Here is a 22,507-nt window from a genome sequence, read left to right as displayed (position 1 = left end):
GCGGCGCGCGTGCGCATCCTGCCGCGCGTGCCGGCGAGGCATCAAAGGAGAGAGGGGCATCATGAATTCGATCACCGAGTCCGCGCGGCGAACTCGCACCAAGACACCGCTCAACCGGTCGCAGATCGCCGGTTTCTGGGGCGCCTGGGCAGGCTGGACGCTCGACGGGATGGACTCGTTCATCTACGCACTCGTGCTCACGCCCGCGCTTACGGAGCTGTTGCCGCGCTCGGGCTATGAGGCCAGTGCGGCGAACATCGGGCTTGCCGGCTCGATCCTGTTCGCGCTTTTCCTCGTGGGCTGGGGCCTCTCGTTCATCTGGGGGCCGCTCGCCGACCGCTTCGGCCGTACGCGCGTGCTCGCCGCCACCATCTTCATGTTTGCGATCTTCACGGGGCTTTCGGCCACCGCGCAGAGCGTGTGGTCGCTCGGCATTTTCCGCTTTCTCGCGGGCGTGGGCATCGGCGGGGAGTGGGCGCTCGCGGGCACCTACGTGGCCGAATCGTGGCCAGAAGACCGTCGCAAGATGGGCGCGGGCTATCTGCAGACCGGCTATTACGCGGGCTTCTTCATCGCGGCCGCGCTCAATTACACGGTCGGCGTGCACTTCGGCTGGCGCGCCATGTTCCTCACGGGCGCGGTGCCCGTGGTGGTGGCCATTCTTGTGCTCCTGCGCGTGGAGGAGCCGGCCAAGTGGCAGAAGTCGGAGGCGAGCCAGGTGCATCGCGGCCGCCCGCTGCGTGAAATCTTCGGCGACGTCTACCGCATGCGCACTATCGTGGCGTGCGCGTTGCTGACCATCGCGATCATTGGCTTGTGGGCCGGCGCGGTGTATGAGCCTTCCGCCGTGATCCAGTTGGCGACCCGGGCGGGCGCGAACAAGGCCGAGGCGATCCGCACGGCTTCCATCGCCACGGGCATCCTGTCGATCGGCACGATCCTCGGTTGCCTCGCGCTGCCGCCCATGGCGGAGCGAATCGGCCGCAAGTGGACGCTCGCCGTGTATTTCGCGGGCATGGCCGTGACGATTGCCGCGAGCTTCGGCTGGGCGTTCTACCTGGAGAACGGTCTCGTTCCGTTCATCGCGCTGCTCTTCGTGCTGGGCTTCTTCGGCGGCAATTTCGCGCTCTTCAGCCTCTGGTTGCCGGAGCAGTTCGAAACGCGCGTGCGCGCCACGGCGTTTGCGTTCTGCACGTCGTTTGGGCGATTCGTGGGCGCGGGCGTGAACTTTCTGCTGGGCGCAGCGGTGCTGCATATGCACACGCTCGGCGTGCCGGTGGCGCTTACGGCGCTTGCCTTCGTGCTAGGACTCCTGATCATTCCGTTTGCGCCGGAAACGAAGGGTCAAACGCTGCCTACGTGAACCCGTTATGCGGCGCATTTTTCAGCGCCGCACCTTCACGAGCCTCGGCGGCAACAGGCGCCAGCCGAGATTGACCCCGAGGCTCGCCCCAACGATCAGCACCATGCCCGTAAGTTGCGGCACGCTCAGCGCGCGACCGTAGACGATTGCATCGACGGCGATCGCGGTGAGCGGATAAACAAACAGCAGCACGGCGATCACGGGCGTGGTCAACATCGGCAGCGCGCCGTAGATCAGCACGTACGAAAGCCCCGTGTGCAGCACGCCCATGCCCACGAGCCAGCCCCATTGCGTGGCCGAAATATGCGCGAGTTCGAGCGGCGCAAAAAACGGCGCGATGAGCGGCAGGCATACCGAACCCACCACGCATTGCGTAAGCGTGAGCAGATGCGGGCGAAAGTTGCGCAGACTCTTGGCGATGAGCGTGACGCTCGCATAGAGCACCGAGCCGCCCAGCGACTCGCCAATGCCGATCATGTAGCTCGTACGATCGGCCACGTGGCTTTCCGCGAGCACCCCGGAAGCGAGCACGAGCCCGATGAAAGCGATGCCGATCCAGCCGAGCCGGTCGGCGCCGAGCCGCTCGTGGAAGAGCGCCGCCCCCATCAGCACGACCCAGAACGGCTGCACGTGAAACACGACCGTCGAAACGGCAATGCTCGTGCGATGGATCGCGTCGAAGAAAGCCACCCACTGCGTAACCATTAGCACACCTGAAATCACGGCTAGCGTGAGCGTGCGGCGCGTGAACTGCTTTGGCGAGAGCCAGCCCCTGTACGCGCAGTATCCGGCGAGCGCGAGCATGCCGAAAAAGCAGCGGAAGAACACGAGCGTGAGCGCGCCAAGGCGCGCCTCCTCGACGAACACGCCGATCGTGCCCATCAGCAGGCCGCCGCCTGCGAGCATGAGGACGCCTTGCTGGCGGTTGCCGTGATGTTCGGATTGCATGGGCGGGGCGGGGAAATCGAAGCGGGTTGGGGACAGCTAAAGTATTCGCCAGTTGCGGGGCGCGAACAAACGAATTAAATTGAAGAATTCCATCAATGCAGCTTATGAATGGGCTGCAATCCGGCGTTGCGCGTATGAACCCCGAATTCGATATCGATTTGCTGCGCACCTTCGCCGCCGTCGCGGACGCGGGCAGTTTCACGAAGGGCGCCGTGACCGTGCATCGCTCGCAGGCAGCCGTGAGCATGCAGATCAAGCGGCTCGAGCAGATGCTCGGCACGACGCTGTTCACGCGCGACACGCGCAATCTCGCGCTCACGCGTCCCGGCAACACGCTGCTCGAATATGCGCGGCGCGCGCTCGACTTGCAGGAGGAGGCGTGGGCGGCGCTGGTGCGGCCCGAGGTGACGGGGCGCGTGGTGCTCGGCGCGCCCGACGACTATATGGCGTCGCTGCTTTCGCCGGTGTTGCGGCGCTTTTCGACGCTTTATCCGCATGTCGAGATCGAGATCGTCTGCGCGCAGAGCGTGGCCCTCGGGCCGATGCTGGCGGACAACAAGATCGACATCGCGTTCGTCACGCGCGACCGCAAGATGCGCGGCGAGTTCGTGCGCGCGGAGGAGATGGTGTGGGTAGGCTCCGCCACCGACCCCGCGCCGCTGGCCATGTCGCCGCTGCCGGTAGGGCTCTACGAGCACGGCAGCGTGGCGCGCGCACATACCGTGGCGGCGCTGGATGCGGCGCACATCCGCTACCGCGCCGCGTATAGCAGCGCGAGCCTGATGGGTTTGACGGCGACGGTGGAGGCGGGCATTGCGATCGTCGCACTCACGCGTTGCAGCGTGCCGGCGCGCTTCGCGATTCTCGGCGAGGCGCAGGGCTTGCCGAAGATCGAGCCGCTGGAAATCGTGGTGGCGCGCAGCGTCAAATCGAATCGTCCGACCTGCGATTACCTCGCGCAGCAGATGGTGCAGGACCTTTCGGTGCCGCGTCAGCGCGGGTAGACGCTCACTTCGCCGCCCACCGCGAGCCGCACGCGGTCGCCTTCGCGTGGCGTGCGGTAGCCGGGCACGCGCGCCCGGACCGTTGCGTGCGCATCGACCAGTTGCAGCGTGAGCGCGGCGTCCTGGCCCTGGAAGGTGATCGCGCGCACCACTGCTTCCAGCGCGCCGTCGCGTTGCGCGGTTTCGGGCAGCACATCGATTTGCTCGGGGCGCAGCATCACGTCCACGGCGCCCGCCGCGGCGTGCTGGTCCTGCTGGATCGGCAGCGCGCCTAGCACGCAATGCGCTCGCCCGTTGGTTACGGTCCCCGGCAGCAGCACCGCCTCGCCGATGAAGGCCGCGAGTTCGCGCGTCGCCGGTCGGCGGTAGAGCGTTTGCGGCGGGCCGCTTTGCAACAGTTTTCCGCGCCACAGCACGGCCACTTCGTGACCGAGCGAAAGCGCCTCGGCCTGGTCGTGCGTGACGAGCACGGCGGTCGCGCCCGCGGCGGCGAGCGCGCGCGCCACGGCTTCACGCGTTTCGACGCGCAACGCGGCGTCGAGCGAAGAAAACGGTTCGTCCAGCATCACGAGGCCGGGCGACGGCGCGAGCGCACGGGCAAGCGCCACGCGCTGCTGCTGGCCACCGGAGAGTTGCTGCGGCGCTCGCGACGAATAGGACTCCGGAAGACCGACCAGTTCGAGCAGTTCGGCCACGCGATGACGTACGCGGCGCTGCGCGCGCGGCAGGCCGAACACGATGTTCTCGGCAACCGTGAGATGCGGAAAGAGCGCGCCCTCTTGTGGCACGTAGCCGATATGGCGCTGCTCGGTGGGCAGATGCAGCCGGTCGCCGGCGACGCGGCGGCCGTCGATCTCGATCGTGCCGGCGTCGGCGCGTTCGAAGCCGCACAGCACGCGCAACAGCGTGGTCTTGCCGCTGCCCGAAGGCCCGAGCAACGCGACGAGCGAACCCGAGCGCACGGAGAGGTCGATGCCGTGCAGGACCGGATGGCCGTCGAAGGCCTTCTGCAGGCCGGAAATACGAAGTGTGCTCATAGGTGAGGCTCAGGCGTCGCCGGGCGGCGTGTTGATCGTATCGGCCGGCATCGTCACGGACGCATGGCCCGCGAGCGCGGAGCGGCCCGCAAACGCGAACAGCATGCCCGAAGCGACGAGCGAAAGCGCGGTAAGCAGCGCGGCATAGGGCGCGGCGGCCGCGAAGGCGAGCGTCGAAGTGTCGGTCCAGACCTGCGTGGCGAGCGTGTGCGTGCCGATGGGCGCGAGCAGCAGCGTCGCATTGAGTTCGGTGACCACGGAGATGAACACCATCGAAGCTGCCGCACCGAGGCCGGGACCCGCGAGCGGCAGCACGACGCGGCGCAGCGTGGCGAACCAGCCGAGGCCGAGTGCGCGCGCCGTGTCTTCGAGGCGCTGCTGCGCTTGCATGAGCGCGGCGCGCACGCTCACGAGCGCGAGCGGCAGACAAAGAATCGCGTACGCCGTAATCAGCAACGTGGTGCCCTGATAGAGCGGTTCGAGCGCGCGCACGGCGAGCGAGACGATGGCAAGCGCGATGACGAGACTGGGCACGCCTTGCGCGACAAAAGCCGTGCGTTCGAGAAACGTGGCCGCGCGGCCGGGAAAGCGCGCAAGCAGGTACGCGAGCGGCAGCGCGAGCAATACGGTGAAAAACGCGGCCGTGAGGCCGAGGCGTAGCGATGCGAACGTGGTCGAAACCAGCAATTCCGCGGAGACATCGGCGGGCGTGATGGCTGCGGCTCCCGGCTGCGTGAGCCAGTAACCGATCATCGCGAGCGGCACGCCGAGCGTTGCCACATTGAGCGCGACGAAGCCCGCCGTGACGGGCCAGCGCCAGCGACCGAGCGCATGGCGCGCGCTCGCGCGGCGCGCGCCGCGATCCACGCGCTCATAGCGCGAGCGCCCGCGCACGCGAAATTCGAGCACGAGACACACGAGGCACAGCAGGATCAGCACGCAGGCCAGTAACGAGGCGCCGCCGCCATCAAAACTCGTGCGGTATTCCGCATAGATCTCGGTCGTGAAGGTACGAAAGCGCAGCAGCGTGAACGCGCCGAATTCGGAAAGCACGCCAAGCGCGACGAGCAGCATCGAGCCGAACAGCGCAGGGCGCAATTGCGGCAGCACGACGCGCACGAAAACGGCCCAGCGGTTGCAGCCGAGCGCGCGCGCCGACTCTTCGAGCGCGGGGTCGAGACCGCGCAGCGCGGCGGCCACGGGCAAATAGACGAGCGGGAAATAGGCGGTCGTGATGACGATGAACGCGCCGAGAAAGTCCTGCAAATCGAGGCTCAGCGAGACCCACGCGTAGCTCGTGACGAATGCGGGCATGGCGAGCGGCGCGGCGGCGAGGAGCGCCCACGCGCGCCGCCCCGGCAAGTCGGTGCGCTCGACGAGCCACGCCACCGCCGTTCCGAGCACGGCGCAAGCGAGCGTGGCCGAAACCGTGATCGAGAGCGTGTTGACGAGCAACTCGCCCACGAGCGGCCGGAAGATCAGCTCGGCGGCATCCGCCAGACCGAACGACAGCGCGCGCCAGAACGTCAGCGCGAGCGGGAGCAGCACCAGCAGCGGGCCCAGCGCGGCGGCGGCGAAAAGCGCGCGGGGCGCCCGCTGCCGCGCGGGCCGGCGGGGTGCTCCCGCGTCATCGGCTTGATGGGACTCGGGCACGGCTTGCGCCGTCGTCACTGCTTCGCTCACGATATTGCTTCGAACTCCATACCGATTACAGCAGGCCGGCCTGACGCAGCAGCTTGCCTGCCTGGCTGTCGTCGCCGAGTTGCTGGATGGTCAGCGCGGGCGGCTTCAACTGGTCGAACGGCTTGTTGATGGGGTCGCTCGCCACGCCGGGCCGCAGCGGGTACTCGAAGCTGATGCGGTCCTGCGCCATCAGCTTCTGCGCGCGATCGCTCACGAGGTAGGCGAGGAACTTCTGCGCGCCGTCCACGTTGTGCGCGGACTTCATCACGGCGGCGCCCGAAACGTTGACGAGCGCGCCCACGTCGCCATCGGCGAAATGCGCGACGGCGCTTTGCGTTTTCTTGTCGCCGATTTCGGCGTGCAGGCGGTCCCAGTAATAATTGTTGATGATGCCGGTGGCGACTGCGCCGCGATTCACGGCGGCGACCACGCCTTCGTCGTCGTCGAAAATCTGCGAGTTGGTCTTCAGGCCCTTGAGCCATTCGAGCGTCGCGGCTTCGCCCTTCACGGCGAGCACGGCGTCGACGAGCGGCAGGAAGTCGGCGTCGCTCGGTGCGATGCCGACCTTGCCTTTCCATTCCGGCTTGGCGAGATCGAAAATCGATTTCGGCAATTGCGCCGGTTGCACTTTGGCCGTGTTGTACGCGAGCACGTTCTCGCGCGCGGTCACGCCCACCCATTGTCCTTGCGGCGAGCTAAAGCGTGCGGGCACCTCGGCGAGCGTTGCTTGCGGCACGGAGGCGAGCAGGCCCTTTTCTTCCAGCAGCATCAGTTCCGGCGAATTCTCGGTGAAGTAGACGTCGGCGGGTGTTTTCTCGCCTTCGGCGATGAGCTGCGCCGCGATCGCCGGACCTTCGCCGCTGCGGATCTTCACGCCGATGCCGGTTTGCTGCTCGAAGTCTTTCGCAAGCTGGTTCACGACCTGCTCGTGCTGCGCGTTGTACAGCGTGATCGAGGCGGCGTGCGCGGCAAGCGGCAGCATGCCCGCAAGCGCGAGCGAGAGGGCGGCGGCGCGCAGCGGCGCGCGCATCATGGTCATTTTCATATTGATCAGTTGTCCGTTGTTATCGAATGATCTCAGGCGATCTTATGCATTGAACAGCTCCGCGCCGATGAACGAGCCCGCTTTCGCGCCGGGCGGGCATGCGAAGATCGCGCTGCCCACGTGCGTCGTGAACTGGTTCATCATGTCGAACTTCGCGAGGCGCTCGTTGATCGGAATGAAGCCCGTACGCGGATCGCCCTGGTGAGCGATGAAGATGAGGCCCGCGTCATATTCGGTTTCCTGGCGCCATGGCGGCCAGCGCTCGATATAGAAGTCCGTGCTGTCGTTGTACGAGTACGAGCGGCGCAGAATCTGCGCGCCGTTGTTCGAGGCGCGGTTCGAGAGCCGCACGTGCGAGTTCTCGGGAATCAGCGGGTTGCCGTCCTTGTCCTGCGCGTCGAGATCGACGTTGTCGAACTCCTTCTTCTGGCCGATGGGCGCGCCGCTGTACTTGTGGCGGCCGAACACCTGTTCCTGGAAGCCCAGTTCCATCTGGTCCCAGTGCTCAAGCGTAATGCGGATGCGGCGCACCACCGTATACGTGCCGCCCTGCATCCACGGCGCGTCGGCGGCGGTGGCCCAGACGAACTGGTTCATCGCCTTCGGGTCCGCGATCGGCGGGTTGTTCGTGCCGTCCTTGAAGCCCATGAGGTTGCGCGGCGTTTGCGCGCGCGGTCCCGAGAGAAAGCCCGCCTGGCCCCAGCGCATCGTCAGGATTCCATAGCCTTGCCGCGCGAGCTGACGTACTGCGTGGAAAGCGACTTGCGCGTCGTTGGCGCACGCCTGCACGAACAGATCGCCGCCGGTTTTTTGCGCGATCAACTGGTCGCCGTTGAAGCGCGGCAGATCGACGAGCGCGGCGGGGCGCTTGTGCGCGAGACCGTAGCGGTCCTTCTCCTGCGACGTAAAGAGGCCGGGGCCGAAGCCGAAGGTGACCGTGAGGCCCGCCGGGCCGAGGCCGAGCACGTCGCCGGAGTCGGGCGCGGGGTGGTCGTCGCCGGTGCCGTCGAGCGAGGCCGCCGGTTGCGCCTGGCTCATGCGGGCCGCGGACTCGGTCCACTTGCGCAGCAGGTTGATGACGTCGTCGCGCGAGGTCGTCGTGAGGTCGAACGCTGCGACATACGTGTGCGCCTGTTGCGGCGTCACGATGCCGCCCTGGTGCTCGCCGTAGAACGGCTCGACCGCAAGCATCGGGTCGGCGGCCGTGGCATGGTGCTTCGCCTCGGCGGCCTGGGCGAGACCGCTTGCGCCAAGGCCCGCGCCGATACTGGCGCCGAGCGCAGCGCCGGCTTTCAGGAAGCCGCGCCGCGCGGGGCGCGAGGGTGGGTTGGATGTATCGTCGGAGGACATGATTATTTGGCCAGCACGAGAGTATTCACGTCGTCTTCCACGTAGTAGAAGCCGTCGCCTGCCGGGGTCAGCGCGATGCCGAACAGGTCGCCGTTGCCCGGAGGGGTTTGCGCCTTGTCGGTATCGATCCAGCGCGCGTATAGCTGTTTTGCGGCGGCCGGGTCGATTTCGACGACCTGGCCGTTCAACGCATTCGTCACGAGCAGATGACCCTGCGGCGTCGTGATCATCGCGAGCGGGCGGTGCAGCAAGCCGTCCGCGGTGAGCTGGCGGCCCACGCCCGCGCTCGTGTCGCGCGTGAGCGGGTCCTCGATCACGTTGATGCGGTTGCCGATCGCATCGGACACATAGAGCAGCTTGTTGTCGGCCGAAAGCGCGAGGCCGGTCGGCCCGACGAGGAACACGCCCTTGTCCGCCTGCGCGCCGAAGCCGCTCGCCACCACGGTTTCGCTCTTCACGACCGGCGCCTGGCCGTTCGGGATGTCGAGTTCGAGCCGCAACACCGTGGCCTGCTTGAAGACGGGCGGATCGCCGTCGGCGCCGCCCACGCCGAAGCCCGCATTGCTCACGAACAGCGTGGCGTGGTCGCCGTTGTCGACCACGGCCATGTTGCCCCACGGATCGTTGATGTTCGGACTGCTGATGACCTTGTTGATCTTGCCGTTGCTGTCGAGCACGATCATGCAGCCCGCGCCCTTGGTGCCGGTCGTGCCGTCGTTGCTCGGCGTGCTCCCCACGATGACCCAGCCCGACTTGAGCATCGTCATCGCCGTCGAAAGGCCGACGCCGCCCGGGCATTCCTTGAGATCGCGCGGAATCGTCGCGAACAGCGTCATCTGCTTCGTATCGGGGTGATAGTCGACGATCGTGCTGCCGGTGCCCTGCAGGTTGGCCGCGTTATTGAAGTTGTCCACCAGCACGTCGCCCGCTTTCACCGTTCCGGCGGAAACCGGCGCGACGAAGATCGCGTACGGATTCTGGTCGCCGTTGTCGGGCACCGTATTGATGAGCGTGGTGTGGTGCTTGACGGTCTCGAGCAGGCCCTGCTGGTCCGCGTGAGCGGCGAGCGGGGCGCCTGCGAGCGCCGCCGCGGCGGCGAGCGCGAGCGCGGAGCGGGCCGCGTGGACCGTGCATTGCAGGAACGTGCGCGTAGCGTGTTTCATTCTGAATCTCCGTGCCTCGCGCGGCCGGCGCGCACGCCGGAAGAAGAACGCGAGGACCTGGTGTTGGACATGATGTCGATTGCTGGGCTTAGAACGTGATATTGGTCCGAACGCCCACCACGAACGTATTGCGCAGCGGCGCGGTCGGGTCCTGCGGATTCTGGCCGGCGCCGGCGTTGAACGTGTATTGCGCGTCGGCCTGGAGAAGCCACCACGGCGTGACCTGATACTGATAGGTGGCTTCGAGCGTCGTTTCCTGCGTACGCACGCCGTAGGGACCGCCGGTGAACATCTGCTGGTCGAGGTCGAGGTTGTGCACGTTGTTGCCGACCTTGATGTACGTGGCGGCGAGGCCCACGCTGTCGTTGTCGCGGCCCTTGAACGGCGCCTTCATCACGATGCCCAGGTTGGCCGCGAGGCTCACCAGATTGCGGTCGCCGGGCGCGCCCATCACGCGCGCGAATACGCCGATGCTGCGCGGCTCGTCCGGGTCGGGACGCCAGATCATCTGGTCGGCCACCGCATAGAAACTGTAGTTGCCCTGGTGCTGCGCCGCGATGCCGGTCGAGTTCGGATTCGCGAGCGAAAGGCCGGTGTTGTCGAAGCGCTGGTCCGCGAACGGGTTGTTGTTGTACCAGAAGCCCACTTTGTAGGTGCCCGGCAGGCTGCGATTGTCCGCGCTGACCAGTTCGCCTTCGGACGGCTGGTTGATGGCGTATTGCAGTTCGCCGATCCACAACGTGCCGTTGTGCAGGTTGAAGTTCGTACCACTAAGGTTATCCGGATTGTTGCCGAGCGGGTCGCCTGCGAACACGCCCGCGAGCGCGGTCAGCGAAGGCGTGATCTGTCCGCGCACGCGCACGCCGAGACCCGCGAGCGGATAAGCGGGGCCGCCCGACGGCATGTCGTACGAAGGCAGCGCGGGCCAGCCGAACATCGTGTTGACGAAGAGCGCCGCATACTGGCTTACGATGAATTCCTGGTCGAGACTTTGCTGACCGATCTTCACGTCGAGGCGCTTGTCGAAAAACGACTGCTGATACCACAGCTCCCACAGCCGCGTGGTCGCCGTCGCTTCGATGCCGCTCGCCGTGTTCAGCGTGCCGAGGTGCGATTCGCTCAGATTGGTGCCGTGGATCTGCAGCGCGCTTGCGTTGAAGAGGCCGCCCGGAATGCCGAGCGCCTTGCTCGTGTCGACCTGGACCGTCGCCGTCGTGAGGCCGTCGTATGCGCCGCCGGTCTTGAGACCGCCGCGCAGGTTCGCGAGATACTCGCTTGTCTCCGTGAGCTGGAACGTCACACCGTATTTGCCGAGCCACGGCCGCAGTCCGCCGATGTCGCCGAGCATGGTCTGGCGCGTCCAGAAGCCGGTCCAGAAGCTCGACGGCTGCGCCTGAATGGCGAGGTCGGCTTCGGGCGCTTCCGGGGCGGCGTCGGGGTTAGCGTTGCTCTGCGCGTGCGCGGCGCCGCAAGCGAATGTCGCGCTCGCGGCAAGCACGGCGATGGCGCGCAACGCCGGTGCGCGCCGGCGCGCCGGGCGGCCTGCGCTGCGCGGGCAGGCGAGCGCGGGCACGCGGACGGTTCGGGTCGATTCCATCGTATTCCTTACTTATTGAAATGATTTGATTGATCGAGTGGATGTTGTTATTCGCAAATCGCTGAATGCCCGACATCTCCAGACGGCGCCATCGTACTCACAGCAAATGCGAGCGTCAACAAAAACGAGAATGATTCTCAACCGTTTTACGCTTGTTTTACGCGGCGTCATCTGATTCCTTACTAACACCTGTCGTTTTGGCGTTTGCGCATTACAGATAGTTAGTTTTTGACGGATTAGTCAGGCGAATGAAGTCGCTTATCATCGTGGTCGTGAACGGACGTTTATCGCGCAAACTTCAAAACAAGGCGGCGCCATGACCGACATTTCCCCGCGCTCCGAACTCGATCTGGACGCGTACTTCGCCCGCATCGGGTACGACGGTCCGCGCGCGGCCACCCTTGCCGTGCTGCGCGATCTGCATCGCCTTCATCCGCTTGCCATTGCGTTCGAGAATCTCGATCCGCTTGCGGGGCGGCGCGTTTCGGTCAAGTTGCCGGACATCGTCGGGAAACTCGTGATGCAGCATCGCGGCGGCTATTGCTTCGAGCACAACACCTTGTTTGCGCATGCGCTCATGCAACTGGGTTTTGCCGTGACGCCGCTTTCCGCGCGCGTGTTGTACGGTCGCGAGCCCGGCGCGCGTACGCCGCGCACGCACATGCTGCTGCGCGTGGAGGCGCAAGGCGATTCATGGCTTGCCGACGTCGGCTTCGGCGGCGCGACGCTGTGCGCGCCGCTTTCGTTTTCGACCGCGGCGGCGCAGCCAACGCCGCTAGAACCGGCGCGGCTCGCGACGTTGTCGGCGAATGAGCGCAAGCTCGAAGTGTTCGACGGCGAGAAGTGGGCCGATCTCTATCGCTTCGAATTGACGCCTGCGGAATGGGTCGATTACGAAATGGCGAACTGGTACACGTCGGCGTCGCCCGATTCGTTCTTCACGTCCAGCCTGATGGTATGCATTGCGCGCGAAGGCGGTCGCGCGATCCTCTTCAACGAGCGCTTTACGGAGCGCGACGCGCAAGGCCATGTGAGCGAGGAACGCACGATCGCGAATGGGACGGAACTCGCGCAGTGTCTGCGCGAACGCTTCGGCATCGATCTCGCGTGCGGCGCATCGGCGCAGCCTGGCGACGCCGACGCGCTCTATGCGCGCATGACTTCGCACAACGCGCAACGGTAAGCAGCCCGAAAAGGCGCTGCGTGCGCGCGCAGGAGGACATCGTGACTGAACTGAAAATGACCAAAGCGCTCATGGCGAAGCTGGTCGTGCAAGTCGTGGTCTGGTTCGGGCTGATGGGCGTGCTGCTGTTCGTTTCGGCAGGCACGCTGGCATGGACGGCGGCGTGGCTGTGGCTCATCGAGTGGGCGTTGTGCGGCATGTGGATCGGCCTGTGGCTGGCGCGCGAAGATCCAGGCCTGCTTGCCGAACGGCTCGCGCCGTTCGCGCAACGCACGCAGCAGCCGTGGGACCGCGTGTTCATGCTGTGTGCGTTTCGGTGGGCTTTTGCGCGTGGCTGTGCCTGATGGGAATCGACGCCGTACGCATGGGCTGGTCGCGTGTGCCGCTGTGGCTCAGCGTGCTCGGCGCCATTTTCATCGTGATCGATATCTACGCGACGCGCGCCGTGTTCGCGGCGAACCGCTTTGCGGCGCCCGTGGTGAAGATTCAGAACGAACGCGGGCACACGGTCAGCGACACCGGCCCCTATGCCTATGTGCGCCACCCGATGTATGGCTTCGCGCTGCTCTTTCTCGCCGGCACGCCGCTCATGCTCGGTTCGTGGTGGGGACTCGCGTGCGTGCCCGTCATGGTGGTGGGGATCGGCTATCGCGCGGTGCGCGAGGAGCAAACGCTTGCGGAGAATTTGCCCGGCTACCGCGAGTATCTGGCGCGCGTGCGCTATCGCTTCGTTCCCGGCGTCTGGTAGCGCCGGGGAATACCAGGCAGTGCGAATCTACTGTGTAGCGGGCGACGCCAGCGCTTGCGCATACCGGCGATAAAGCCACGCCAGCGCCGTGGTGGTCAACAGCGCGAACACGATATTGCCGACGCTCTGGCCAATGGCGAGGGCGGTGAGCCAACCCGGCGTGCGCACGATTTCCGGCGAGACGCCCGCGAGGCCCATGCCGATCAGCACCATCAGGCCGCACACCGCAATGGGCAGCGCGGCGACGAAAGTAACGCCGAAGAGGCTCCAGAAGTGCCCGCGGCTGTCTCGCCACGCGGCGCGAAAGTCGATGGGGCTGCCGATCGCGAGCGCGGGAAAGAGCAGCGAGAGGCGCACGGCCACGAACATCCAGATCGCGAGCACCACGAGAAAGAGAAACGCGGCGCCGCCCTGGTATTGAGGCCGCAGCACGAGCCACAGTAACAGCGCGAACGCGCCGAGCGCGACCGCCAGAATGAGGCCGACCGCGAAAATGCGCAGGAACGGCCTGGCTCTGGCGGGCATGAGCGGCGCGCTGCGCTCGCCTAGCAGCACGAAGCGCGAGATCTTGAGCGTGAACCAGAGGTACAGAAGCGAATTCAGGAGCGACGCGAGATTGCCGAGCACGATGAGCGCGGCGGAAGGCGTCGCGCCTTCGGCGGCCACGGGCCGCCCGGCAAGCCCGAACCAGCCGAGCGCCGCGTAGATAGCGAATGTCGCCACGACGAGAACCGGCATTTGCACGGCCGCTTGCCAGGCGCTAGCCCACGCGCGCTTGACGCATTCCATGAAGGTCATCTGTTGCATGAGGGTTTCACACGGGTAACAGAGAACCTACAGTCTAACGCGGCGCCGCGAAATCGAGCGAGCGGGTGACTCCGCTTTGCAAGTCACTTCACGGCGAACAGCGTGAGGTTCATGAAAACCTTGAACGCAAAACCGAGCGACACGGCCGCGCCCACGCCCGCACACCAGAGGAGTACGAACCATAGCCAGCCGGGCAGCGCGCGGGCGAGGCGTGGCGTGCGGCCGCGTCGCGCGTTAGTGATAGTGATGGGTGTCGCCATGACGCACCTTGCCTCTGAAGACCCAGTAACCGAGCATCGTGTACGCGAGGATGACCGGCAGAATGAACGCCGCGCCCGCGAGCGTGAACATCTGGCTCTCGCGCGGCGCGGCCGCTTCCCATAGCGTGAGGCCCTGGGGAATCGCATAGGGCCAAAGGCTCACAAGCAGCCCCGCATAGCCGAGCAGCACGAGCCCGATGGCCGCGATGAAGGGCGTCTTGTGATGGCGCGCGTGCACGGCCCAGCGCATCCACGCGGCGCAGGCGAGCACGAGCAGCGGCACCGGCGCGAGGCGCCAGAAGAGGCCCGAGCGGAACCAGCGTTCGGCGATGGCCGGGTCCTGCAGCGGCGTCCACAGGCTCACGAGCGCGATGAAGCCGAGCAGCATGACCGTGAGCGGCCAGACGAGCTTGCGCAGGCGGCGCTGCAGGTCGCCCTCGGTCTTCGCGACGAGCCAGCAGCAGCCGAGCAGTGCGTAGGTCGCGACGAGCCCGAAGCCCGAGAGCAGGCTGAAGGGCGTGAGCCAGCCGAAGGCGTCGCCGGCGAACTGGCCGCCGTCCATCGGAATGCCTTGCAGGAAGGCGCCGAGCGCGATGCCCTGGAAGAACGCCGCGCCCGTCGATCCGCCGATGAACGCGAGGTCCCAGAGATGCTTCGTGCGGTTGGCCTTGGCGCGAATCTCGAACGACACGCCGCGGAAGACCAGGCACGCGAGCATGAACACGAGCGGCAAATAGAGCGCCGAGAGCACGGTCGAGTACACCACGGGGAACACGGCGAAGAGCCCCGCGCCGCCGAGCACGAGCCAGGTCTCGTTGCCGTCCCACACGGGGGCAACGGTGTTCATCATGAGATCGCGCTCCGCCTCGTCGGGAAAGAGCGGAAACACGATGCCGATGCCGAGGTCGAAGCCGTCCAGCACCACGTAGAGAAGAACGCCGAGCGCGATGATCGCGGCCCAGATGACGGTGACATCCATTTGCTTGCTAGCCTCGTAACGATGAATGCGGAGCGCTTCAGGCGTCGATCAACTGATCGGCGGCGGACATGGGGCGGCGTGCCGTCTGGTTCACGGTGAGCGCAGGGTGGGCCACGCGCGGCTCGCGTGGCTCATGCGGCGCATGCGGCGCATGCGACGTACTGTCTGGCAGCGCGGGACCTTTGCGCAGCAGCTTGAGCAGGTAGTAAATGCCCGTGCCGAACACGAGGAAGTACACGGCCACGAACGCCATCAGCGAAACGCCCACCTGTTGAGCCGTGAGCGGCGACACCGCTTGCGCCGTGCGCATCACGCCATAGACCACCCAGGGCTGGCGCCCGGCTTCGGTCGTGACCCAGCCCGCGAGCAGGGTGATGAAGCCCGTCGGTCCCATGGCCAACACGAAGCGCTGGAAACCGCGCGATTCGTAGAGCGTGCCCCGGCGGCGCAGCACCCAGCCCATCACACCGAGCAGAATCATCAGGAGGCCTAATCCCACCATCACGCGAAAGCTCCAGAACAGCAGCGTCGAGTTGGGCCGCTCGTCGGCGGGGAAGGACTTGAGGCCCTTGATCTGGCCGTCCCAGCTATGGGTGAGGATCAGGCTGCCAAGGTGCGGGACGGAAACGGCGTAGCGCGTGGTTTCGGCTTGCATGTCGGGGATGCCGAACAGATTGAGCGCGGTGCCGCCTTGTTCGGTGTCCCAAATGCCTTCGATCGCGGCGATCTTGGCGGGCTGATATTCGCGCGTGTTCAGGCCGTGCGCATCGCCAACGAAGGCTTGCACCGGCGCGAGCACGAGCAGCAGGCCGAGCGCCATCGAAAACATCTTCTTGATGGCGGGATCGCGCCGCCCCTTGAGCAGATGCCACGCGCCGCTCGCCGCCACCACGAGCGCGGCCACGATGAACGCGGCGATCGCCATGTGCGCGAGACGGTACGGAAACGACGGATTGAAGATGATCTTGAACCAGTCGACCGGCACGACGTGGCCGTCGACGACCTTGAAGCCTTGCGGCGTCTGCATCCAGCTATTCGAAGCGAGGATCCAGAACGTGGAGATGAGCGTGCCGATGGCGACCATGAGCGTCGCGCCGAAGTGGGCGCGCGGGCTCACGCGGTTCCAGCCGAACAGCATGATGCCGAGGAAGCCCGCTTCGAGAAAGAACGCGGTCATGACCTCGTACATGAGCAGCGGCCCGGTGACAGGACCCGCGAACGACGAAAAGCCCGACCAGTTGGTGCCGAACTCGTAACTCATGACGACGCCGGACACCACGCCCATGCCGAAGGCCACGGCGAACACCTTCGACCAGAAGAGGCAAAGGTCCTTGTAGAACGGCTGACGCGTTTTGAGCCAGCAGGCTTCGAGCACGGCGATGAAGCTCGCGAGGCCGATGGAGAGCGCCGGAAAGACGATGTGAAACGAGACGGTGAAGGCGAACTGCAGCCGGGCCAGGTCGAAGGCGGATAATGACGTGTGCATGTGCGTGCCTGTTGCTTGCTTACCGGGAAATGCTCGGGATGGACGTAAGCGTAGGGGAACGGCGGCGGTTTTGCTGCACTGCGACGTGCGCCAGCGTGTCGCACTCGTCAATCACAATTGGACGAAAACATGCGCTAACGCATTGATAAAGATCAATTTAGATTAAGTGCTCACAGTGGAGACAGGAAGGGCGAGCGCAGCGGTGCGTCAATACACCGCGCAGCCACGCGGGGTGCGGCAATGCGCCTCAGAGTGGGGGGCGAGGAACCGTGCGGGCAGCTTCAGGCGCGAGTGGCGACGCGAGCCGTGCAAGCGACTGCGACGCCAAACGGGCTGCACGGAAAAGATAAGGAATGCGAATGGAATGGAAACGTCAGCGCGGATCGCTCCACAGCTTGCCAGCCGTTGCCCAGTTTTCCGGCTTCACGTCGTGAAAGATGATGTCGACGGATTGCGGCTCGACGCCTAGCACCTTGCACGTGGTCTCGGTCAGCGCCGCGGCGAGCTGACGCTTTTGTTCGACGCTGCGGCCTTCGAACATTTCGATGTGGAATGTCGGCATTGCGAGTCTCCTTTGAAAAGGTTAGTAATGCGATGGAATGGGTGTGGCTAGTCGCGGTATGACGAATCGATGCGATCGAGCTTGCGCAGCAGCGCGGGCCATTCGAGCACGCCCTCGACCGCGCCGCCGTCGCGCAACTGTTCGGCCGCGCGCCCGGCCACTTCGGGCGGCGGCAAGACGAGCGGCACGCCGCCGGCCTGCGCCTGCAACTGGATTTCGCAGGCCTTGACGAGCGTCGCCATCAGCACATAGGCCTCGGCCACCGTGCGGCCTGTCGTGAGTGTGCCGTGATTGCGCAGCAGCATGGCCGGGTGCGCGCCCAGGCTCGCGGTGAGGCGCATGCCTTCGGCGGGCGTGAAGGCGAGGCCTTCGTAGTCGTGCCATGCCAGTTGGCCGTAAAAGCGCAGCGCGTGCTGCGAAGCGGGCAGGAGGCCGTCGCGCTGGATCGACACGGCAATGCCCGCCGTATTGTGCAGATGCATCACACACACCGCGTCGGGCCGCGCGAGATGCACGGCCGCATGCAGCGCGAAGCCGGTGGCGTTCACGGGGTGCTCGCTTTCGCCGACGATGCGGCCTTCGGTGTCGATCATCACCAGGTTCGAGGCGCGCACTTCGTCGAAGGCGAGGCCGAACGGATTGATGAGGAAGCGGCCAGGTTCGCCTGGCACGGCGGCGGAGACGTGCGTGTAGATGAGGTCGTCCCAGCCGTTGAGGGCGATGAGGCGGTAAGCGGCGGCAAGATCGACGCGCAGTTGCTGCTCGGCGGCGGAGCGCGGCGCGGTCTCGGCGCAGGTGCTCGTCGGGCGATGGGCGAAAGACATGGCGATTCCTTCAGCGGGCGGTGGATTCTTCAGACGGCGCGGACGAAGCAAACAACGCGGGCAGCCTTCGCGCCGCCGCGTGCGCGCTCCAGCTTGCCAGCACGAACGGCGCGGTCAGCGCGGGCAGGCCGCAGCGCATGGCGGCCAGATGCAGGACCGCGGCGAGCATGGTCGCACAGATCGCGGCGCGCATGCCGAGCGCGCAGACGGCGAGCATGGCCAGCGCGCCGTTGAAGCCGGCGAGACCCGCGCCGAATGCGTCCGGGCTCGCGCCGCATGCGAGTTCGAGGGCGCTCGCGAGCGCCGCGCCGCCGAGTGCCCAGGCGGCCGCGCGCCGCGACGACCAAGCGAGTCCCGCGAGGACGCACAGGCCTGCCGCCGCGCCCGATGCAAAGGTGGTTTGCGCGAGGCCGCTCAACACGGCGGCAGCGGCGTGCAATGCGCCGTGCGGTGCGACGCCGTTTGCGCTGGCGACAGGGGCGCTCCCGGGGTGCAGCGGCAGCCAGATCCACGTCGCGACGAGGCAGGGCGCGGAATACAGGCCCAGCCGCACGCGGCTGAGCCAGCGCGTCATCGGCCCGGCGATCCACGCGCTCGCGCCGCCCGCGATGAGCGCGAGCGCGGCCGCCGTGCCCGTATCGCCGACGAATGTGAATGCCGCGAGCGCGGCAAGCGCGCCGTTGTAGCCCGCGAGGCCGTCGCGGATCGTTGTGTCTGCGTGGCCCGCTACGAGCGCGCAGACGTTGGCCGCGGCGGCGCCGAGCAGCGCGGCCAACGCTAGCCGCCAGCCGGTGAGCGCGAGCGCCGCGAGCAGGCACGCGCCCGTTCCCGCGTGCGCTTGCAGCACGATCTGGCCGAGGCTGCGCAAAAGCGCGGTTAATGTGGAACCAGCGGTGGAACCGGCGGCGGAAGCGGCGGCGGTCTCGGCAGTAGCGCCGCAAGCGGCGGAAAATCGGGCGGACATGGGCGTAGGCGTGACGTGCGGAGACGAGGTGCGCGCCCCCCGGTGCGAGGCGCACGGGCGGCCAGAATGCGAGCATAGGCGATGCAGCCCTCCTCGCGCATGCGCGCACATTGATAGTCGCTATTTGCGGGCGCGTTACGATATGCGCACGGCAATTACCGTGATCTCCATGGAGGCGAACGATGCGGGAAGTGCGTTGGGCATCCGAAACGGGCGAGGGCATCGAGCATCTGGCGTTCGATGCGCACTGCGGTCCGAAATTTGGCGAAAAAGGCGACGCGATCCGCGTGGAAAGCGTGGTCGTCGGCGAGCGTTACGGCAAGTCTTATGGCCTCTGCTACGCCATCGAGTGCGACGCGCACTGGCGCGTGCGTTGGGCGGCGTTTCGCGTGATGGGCGGCCGCTCGCTCGTGCTCCACGGCGACGGCGAGGGTCACTGGACCGACGGCGAAGGGCGCGCGCTGAAAGCGCTCGACGGCTGCATCGACATCGACATCGCCGCGACGCCGTTCACGAACACGCTGCCGATCCGGCGTCTGGGTCTGGCACGCGGCGAACGCCAGCCGATCCGCGTGGCCTATATCGCCGCGCCCGAACTGGAGCCGAGGCCGGTCGAGCAGGCCTATGTGTGCATCGAGCGCGACCGCGAATACCGTTACGAAGGCATCTTCCGCGACTTCACCGCGAACTTGCGCGTGGACGAAGACGGACTCGTGATCGACTATCCCACGCTGTTCCGGCGCCTGCCGCCCGCGTAGCGCCAAACGCTTACGCTGCGCCGCCCGCGCTCTTGCCGAACAGCAACTGCTCGATCAGCGTGTTGTCGATGGTCTCGTTGTTGAGCGTGCGCGCGAGCAGTTCACCGGCCAGCAATTGCGGCGAAAACACCATATCGGGCTGCAGAAGACGCAGCCGCTGAAGGTTGCGGCTGTCGTTCACGAGCGCCACGGTGCGCACCTTCGGCGCGATCTCCTTGATCGCGAGAATCACGAAGGCGTTCTCCGCGTCGTCCGAGCGCAGCGCGAGCGCGGCGAGTGCGGTCTGCGCGCCCGCGTTGTGCAGCGTGGCGGTGTCGCTCGCGTCGCCGACGATGAGATCGGCTTGCACCGGATAGTTGTGCGGCGTGTTGGGCGCGACGATCACGGTCGCCGTATAGCCGCGCTTGATGAGCCCCGCATACACGCTATGCGCGAGCGGCGAGGCGCCGACGATCAGATAGTGGTTCTTGCGGGTCACGTTGGAAATGCCTCCCTTCACGATGCGTTTCAAATGGCCGCCGATCACGGGCCCGATCACGGCGCTGATCGACGTCGCGAACACGGTGATGCCGAGCACGATGATCGACGCCGTGAAAAGCCGCGCGGTGTCCGTGCGCGGCACGATATCGCCGTAGCCGACCGTGGACATCGACACGATCGAGAAGTAGAACGCCGTGACGAGGTTGCGAATGGGCGGCGCGAAATCGCCGCCGAGATACAGCGAACCGAACACGGCGTAGATGACCAACGAGCCAATGCTCAGGAATGCGAACAAGGAGCCGGCGGCGACGCTCGCACGGTCGAACTGGCGCCAGTAGTAGACGAGCGCGCAGGCAAGCGCGAGCGAGAAGCCGGCGAGCGCGGGGCTGCGATAGTCGCCCCACACGCAGATGCTGGCCGCGCCGGCGAGCAGCACGAGCGAGAGAGCCCACGCCACGCGCGCGCGCAACGCGATGCCGAACGACATCATCGTGAGCCCGGTGGCGACCAGCGCCTGGGGCAGCGCGAGCACGCCGAACGCGTTGATGAGCGTGATCCAGTCGTCGAACCAGTTGCCGCGCGCGTGTTCGAGCGCTTTCTGCGCGACGGGGCGCACCAGCAGCAGGCCGTCGAGCACCAGCAGCAACGCAAGATAACCGTGCGGCGCGAGCCCTCGGGCATAGCCGCGCAGGCGGCGCGCGTACGCGCTCATTGCGGCTGGGCTTGCTGCGTGGGTTGTGCGGGCTCGTCCGGTTCCGCGGGTTGCGTCTGCACGATGTGCAGCTCGCGCGTGCGCAGCGGCAGCGAGCAGTTGGCTTCGTTGAGCGCCTGGCGAACCTTGCGCGAAAGCTCCCAGCGCATGTCCCAGAACGTGTCGATGTTCGCCCATACGCGCACGTTGAGCACGGCGGTGCTGTCGTCGAAACGCGCCACCATCACTTGCGGCGCGGGCGCGGCCAGCACGCGCGGATCGGCGGCGGCGAGCGCGCGCAGTGCACCGATGGCGCGGTTCACGTCGTCGCGCACCGACACTTCCACTTCGAGGTCGAGCCGGCGCGTGGGATTGCGGCTGTAGTTGCGGATCGAATTGCTCCACAGCGCGCTATTAGGCACGTATTCGCAGATGCCGTCGGGCTTCGTGAGGCGCGTGGTGAAGAGGTTCACTTCCTCGACGGTGCCCGCGACCGTGCCGGCGCCCCCGTCGATATAGTCGCCCACCCTGAAGGGCCGCAGCAGCAACAGCATGATGCCGGCCGCGATGTTCTGCAGCGTGCCTTGCAGCGCGAGACCGATGGCGAGGCCCGCCGCGCCGAGCACCGCGACGATGCTCGCGGTCTGGATGCCGATTTGCGAAAGCGCGCCGATCACGGCGACGAGGCGCACGCCCCAGACGGCCGTGTCGCGCACGATGGGGCGCAGCGTGGGATCGATGCCGCTGCCGCGCCGCTTGATCCAGTTGCCCACGCGCCGGGAGAGCCACCAGCCGAACCAGAGGATCGCGAAGGCCGCGCACAGACGCAGCGCGAGCGCGGAAAGCGCGTCCCACAGGAAGCCCCAGTTGGACGGGTGCAGGTGGTCGAGAAGCGGTTGCATGGCGAACAGTCCTTGTCTGCGGAGCCGCAGTTCCGGCTCCGTTGCGAAAGGACGTATTGTACGAGCGGCGTTTGGCTCGCGGCGCGCGCGCGGCGTGCCGCCATGTTTCCAAAGGCGAGGTCAGCCGTTCAAAGGCGGCGTGTCCGCGCCCGGCCCGAGCGTGCGTTGCATGAGCGCGGTGTCGCGCCACTCGCCATGCTTGAAGCCGACGCCGCGCAGCGTGCCGGTCAGTTCGAACCCAAGGCGCTCGTGCAGTTTGAGCGAGCCGCCGCGCGGGTCGGCGACCACGGCGATCATCTGCCGCCACGGGCCCGCCTCGCAGCGCTCGATCAGCGCGTTGAGCAGCGTGTGGCCGAGTCCGCGGCCGCGAAACGCCTCGTCGATATAGATCGAATCTTCCACCGTGAAGCGGTATGCCGGACGCGGCCGGTAGGGCGTGGCGTAGCAGTAGCCCGCCACGCGGCCGTCGATTTCGGCGACGAGCCAGGGCAGGCCCTTTTCGCGAACGGCGGCGTGGCGGCCCAGGAGTTCGTCGAGCGAGGGCGGCGTTTCCTCGAACGAGGCCGTGCCGTGCAGCACGTGATGCGCGTAGATCGCGGCGATGGCGGGAAAGTCGGCGTCGGTGGCGTCGCGCACGAGCGCGTCGGTGTGTGGGTTCATCGGCGGGAGCGAG

General features: G+C 66.5%; 20 protein-coding genes and 2 pseudogenes. 5 read left to right on the top strand and 17 right to left on the bottom strand.

Annotation, left to right across the window (positions count from 1 at the left end; all coding sequences use genetic code 11):
- Positions 1–61 precede the first annotated feature (61 nt).
- Positions 62–1,363: an MFS transporter gene (locus tag U5768_RS16435; RefSeq protein WP_322031463.1), complete on the top strand. Its 1,302-nt coding sequence runs from the start codon at positions 62–64 to the stop codon at positions 1,361–1,363.
- A 21-nt stretch (positions 1,364–1,384) separates the two neighbouring features.
- On the opposite strand, the gene U5768_RS16430 is transcribed toward U5768_RS16435, so the two are convergent.
- The gene (locus tag U5768_RS16430; RefSeq protein ID WP_322031462.1) at positions 1,385–2,311 is read right to left on the bottom strand and encodes a DMT family transporter; all 927 of its coding nucleotides are present in this window, start codon (positions 2,309–2,311) and stop codon (positions 1,385–1,387) included.
- Positions 2,312–2,445: 134 nt separating this feature from the next.
- Here U5768_RS16430 and U5768_RS16425 point away from each other — a divergent pair, with 134 nt between their 5' ends.
- Positions 2,446–3,315, top strand: a complete 870-nt coding sequence (locus tag U5768_RS16425) for a LysR family transcriptional regulator (protein ID WP_322031461.1) — start codon at positions 2,446–2,448, stop codon at positions 3,313–3,315.
- Here the strand turns inward: U5768_RS16425 and U5768_RS16420 are convergent.
- The 6 genes from U5768_RS16420 to U5768_RS16395 all read right to left on the bottom strand — a co-directional run bounded on the left by U5768_RS16420 (position 3,303) and on the right by U5768_RS16395 (position 11,190).
- Positions 3,303–4,352 carry an ABC transporter ATP-binding protein gene (locus U5768_RS16420; RefSeq protein ID WP_322031460.1) on the bottom strand — a complete coding sequence of 350 codons (1,050 nt, stop codon included), beginning with the start codon at positions 4,350–4,352 and terminating at the stop codon, positions 3,303–3,305. The genes U5768_RS16425 and U5768_RS16420 overlap by 13 nt on opposite strands.
- A 9-nt stretch (positions 4,353–4,361) precedes the next feature.
- Positions 4,362–6,005 carry an iron ABC transporter permease gene (locus tag U5768_RS16415; RefSeq protein WP_322031494.1) on the bottom strand — a complete coding sequence of 548 codons (1,644 nt, stop codon included), beginning with the start codon at positions 6,003–6,005 and terminating at the stop codon, positions 4,362–4,364.
- Positions 6,006–6,060: 55 nt separating this feature from the next.
- Complete coding sequence (locus U5768_RS16410; protein ID WP_415913915.1) at positions 6,061–7,080, bottom strand: iron ABC transporter substrate-binding protein; 1,020 nt, start codon at positions 7,078–7,080, stop codon at positions 6,061–6,063.
- A 42-nt stretch (positions 7,081–7,122) separates the two neighbouring features.
- Entirely contained in the window at positions 7,123–8,430 is a 1,308-nt protein-coding gene (gene efeB / locus U5768_RS16405; protein WP_322031459.1) for an iron uptake transporter deferrochelatase/peroxidase subunit, read from the bottom strand.
- Positions 8,431–8,432: 2 nt separating this feature from the next.
- Positions 8,433–9,593 carry a hypothetical protein gene (locus U5768_RS16400; RefSeq protein ID WP_322031458.1) on the bottom strand — a complete coding sequence of 387 codons (1,161 nt, stop codon included), beginning with the start codon at positions 9,591–9,593 and terminating at the stop codon, positions 8,433–8,435.
- Between the two features lie 88 nt (positions 9,594–9,681).
- Positions 9,682–11,190 carry a carbohydrate porin gene (locus U5768_RS16395; protein ID WP_322031457.1) on the bottom strand — a complete coding sequence of 503 codons (1,509 nt, stop codon included), beginning with the start codon at positions 11,188–11,190 and terminating at the stop codon, positions 9,682–9,684.
- A 316-nt stretch (positions 11,191–11,506) separates the two neighbouring features.
- Here U5768_RS16395 and U5768_RS16390 point away from each other — a divergent pair, with 316 nt between their 5' ends.
- Both U5768_RS16390 and U5768_RS16385 read left to right on the top strand, forming a co-directional pair.
- A complete protein-coding gene (locus tag U5768_RS16390; RefSeq protein ID WP_322031456.1) occupies positions 11,507–12,373 on the top strand; it encodes an arylamine N-acetyltransferase in 867 nt (288 codons plus the stop codon).
- 56 nt (positions 12,374–12,429) lie between these two features.
- Positions 12,430–13,121: pseudogene (locus tag U5768_RS16385) on the top strand (methyltransferase family protein).
- A gap of 27 nt (positions 13,122–13,148) precedes the next feature.
- Here U5768_RS16385 and U5768_RS16380 read toward each other — a convergent pair.
- From U5768_RS16380 to U5768_RS16350, 7 genes and pseudogenes are all read right to left on the bottom strand, one after another.
- Entirely contained in the window at positions 13,149–13,928 is a 780-nt protein-coding gene (locus U5768_RS16380) for a hypothetical protein (protein WP_322031455.1), read from the bottom strand.
- An 83-nt stretch (positions 13,929–14,011) separates the two neighbouring features.
- Positions 14,012–14,188: a hypothetical protein gene (locus tag U5768_RS16375; protein WP_322031454.1), complete on the bottom strand. Its 177-nt coding sequence runs from the start codon at positions 14,186–14,188 to the stop codon at positions 14,012–14,014.
- Positions 14,163–15,167: a cytochrome d ubiquinol oxidase subunit II gene (cydB, locus tag U5768_RS16370; protein WP_322031453.1), complete on the bottom strand. Its 1,005-nt coding sequence runs from the start codon at positions 15,165–15,167 to the stop codon at positions 14,163–14,165. Before cydB ends, U5768_RS16375 begins: the two co-directional genes overlap by 26 nt.
- Before the next feature lie 37 nt (positions 15,168–15,204).
- Positions 15,205–16,653, bottom strand: coding sequence for a cytochrome ubiquinol oxidase subunit I (locus U5768_RS16365; RefSeq protein ID WP_322031452.1), 1,449 nt, complete (start codon positions 16,651–16,653; stop codon positions 15,205–15,207).
- A gap of 373 nt (positions 16,654–17,026) precedes the next feature.
- Positions 17,027–17,218: pseudogene (locus U5768_RS16360) on the bottom strand (4-oxalocrotonate tautomerase); the annotation flags it as partial.
- Positions 17,219–17,262: 44 nt separating this feature from the next.
- Positions 17,263–18,039 carry a class II aldolase/adducin family protein gene (locus tag U5768_RS16355; protein ID WP_322031451.1) on the bottom strand — a complete coding sequence of 259 codons (777 nt, stop codon included), beginning with the start codon at positions 18,037–18,039 and terminating at the stop codon, positions 17,263–17,265.
- Positions 18,040–18,049: 10 nt separating this feature from the next.
- Positions 18,050–19,003 carry an urea transporter gene (locus U5768_RS16350; RefSeq protein ID WP_322031450.1) on the bottom strand — a complete coding sequence of 318 codons (954 nt, stop codon included), beginning with the start codon at positions 19,001–19,003 and terminating at the stop codon, positions 18,050–18,052.
- Between the two features lie 182 nt (positions 19,004–19,185).
- Here U5768_RS16350 and U5768_RS16345 point away from each other — a divergent pair, with 182 nt between their 5' ends.
- Complete coding sequence (locus U5768_RS16345; protein ID WP_322031449.1) at positions 19,186–19,761, top strand: putative glycolipid-binding domain-containing protein; 576 nt, start codon at positions 19,186–19,188, stop codon at positions 19,759–19,761.
- Between the two features lie 10 nt (positions 19,762–19,771).
- Here U5768_RS16345 and kch read toward each other — a convergent pair whose 3' ends face one another.
- The 3 genes from kch to U5768_RS16330 all read right to left on the bottom strand — a co-directional run bounded on the left by kch (position 19,772) and on the right by U5768_RS16330 (position 22,494).
- Entirely contained in the window at positions 19,772–20,953 is a 1,182-nt protein-coding gene (gene kch, locus U5768_RS16340) for a voltage-gated potassium channel protein (protein ID WP_322031448.1), read from the bottom strand.
- Positions 20,950–21,834, bottom strand: coding sequence for a mechanosensitive ion channel family protein (locus U5768_RS16335; protein WP_322031447.1), 885 nt, complete (start codon positions 21,832–21,834; stop codon positions 20,950–20,952). The genes kch and U5768_RS16335 overlap by 4 nt, the downstream gene beginning before the upstream one ends.
- Positions 21,835–21,954: 120 nt before the next feature.
- Entirely contained in the window at positions 21,955–22,494 is a 540-nt protein-coding gene (locus U5768_RS16330; RefSeq protein ID WP_322031446.1) for an N-acetyltransferase family protein, read from the bottom strand.
- Between the last annotated feature and the right edge of the window lie 13 nt (positions 22,495–22,507).

Origin of the sequence: Paraburkholderia sp. J76, from assembly GCF_905220295.1 — a bacterium.
In the GTDB taxonomy this organism is placed as follows: domain Bacteria; phylum Pseudomonadota; class Gammaproteobacteria; order Burkholderiales; family Burkholderiaceae; genus Paraburkholderia.
Note: the sequence above shows the minus strand (reverse complement) of the source record. Positions and strands in the feature narration are given on the sequence as shown.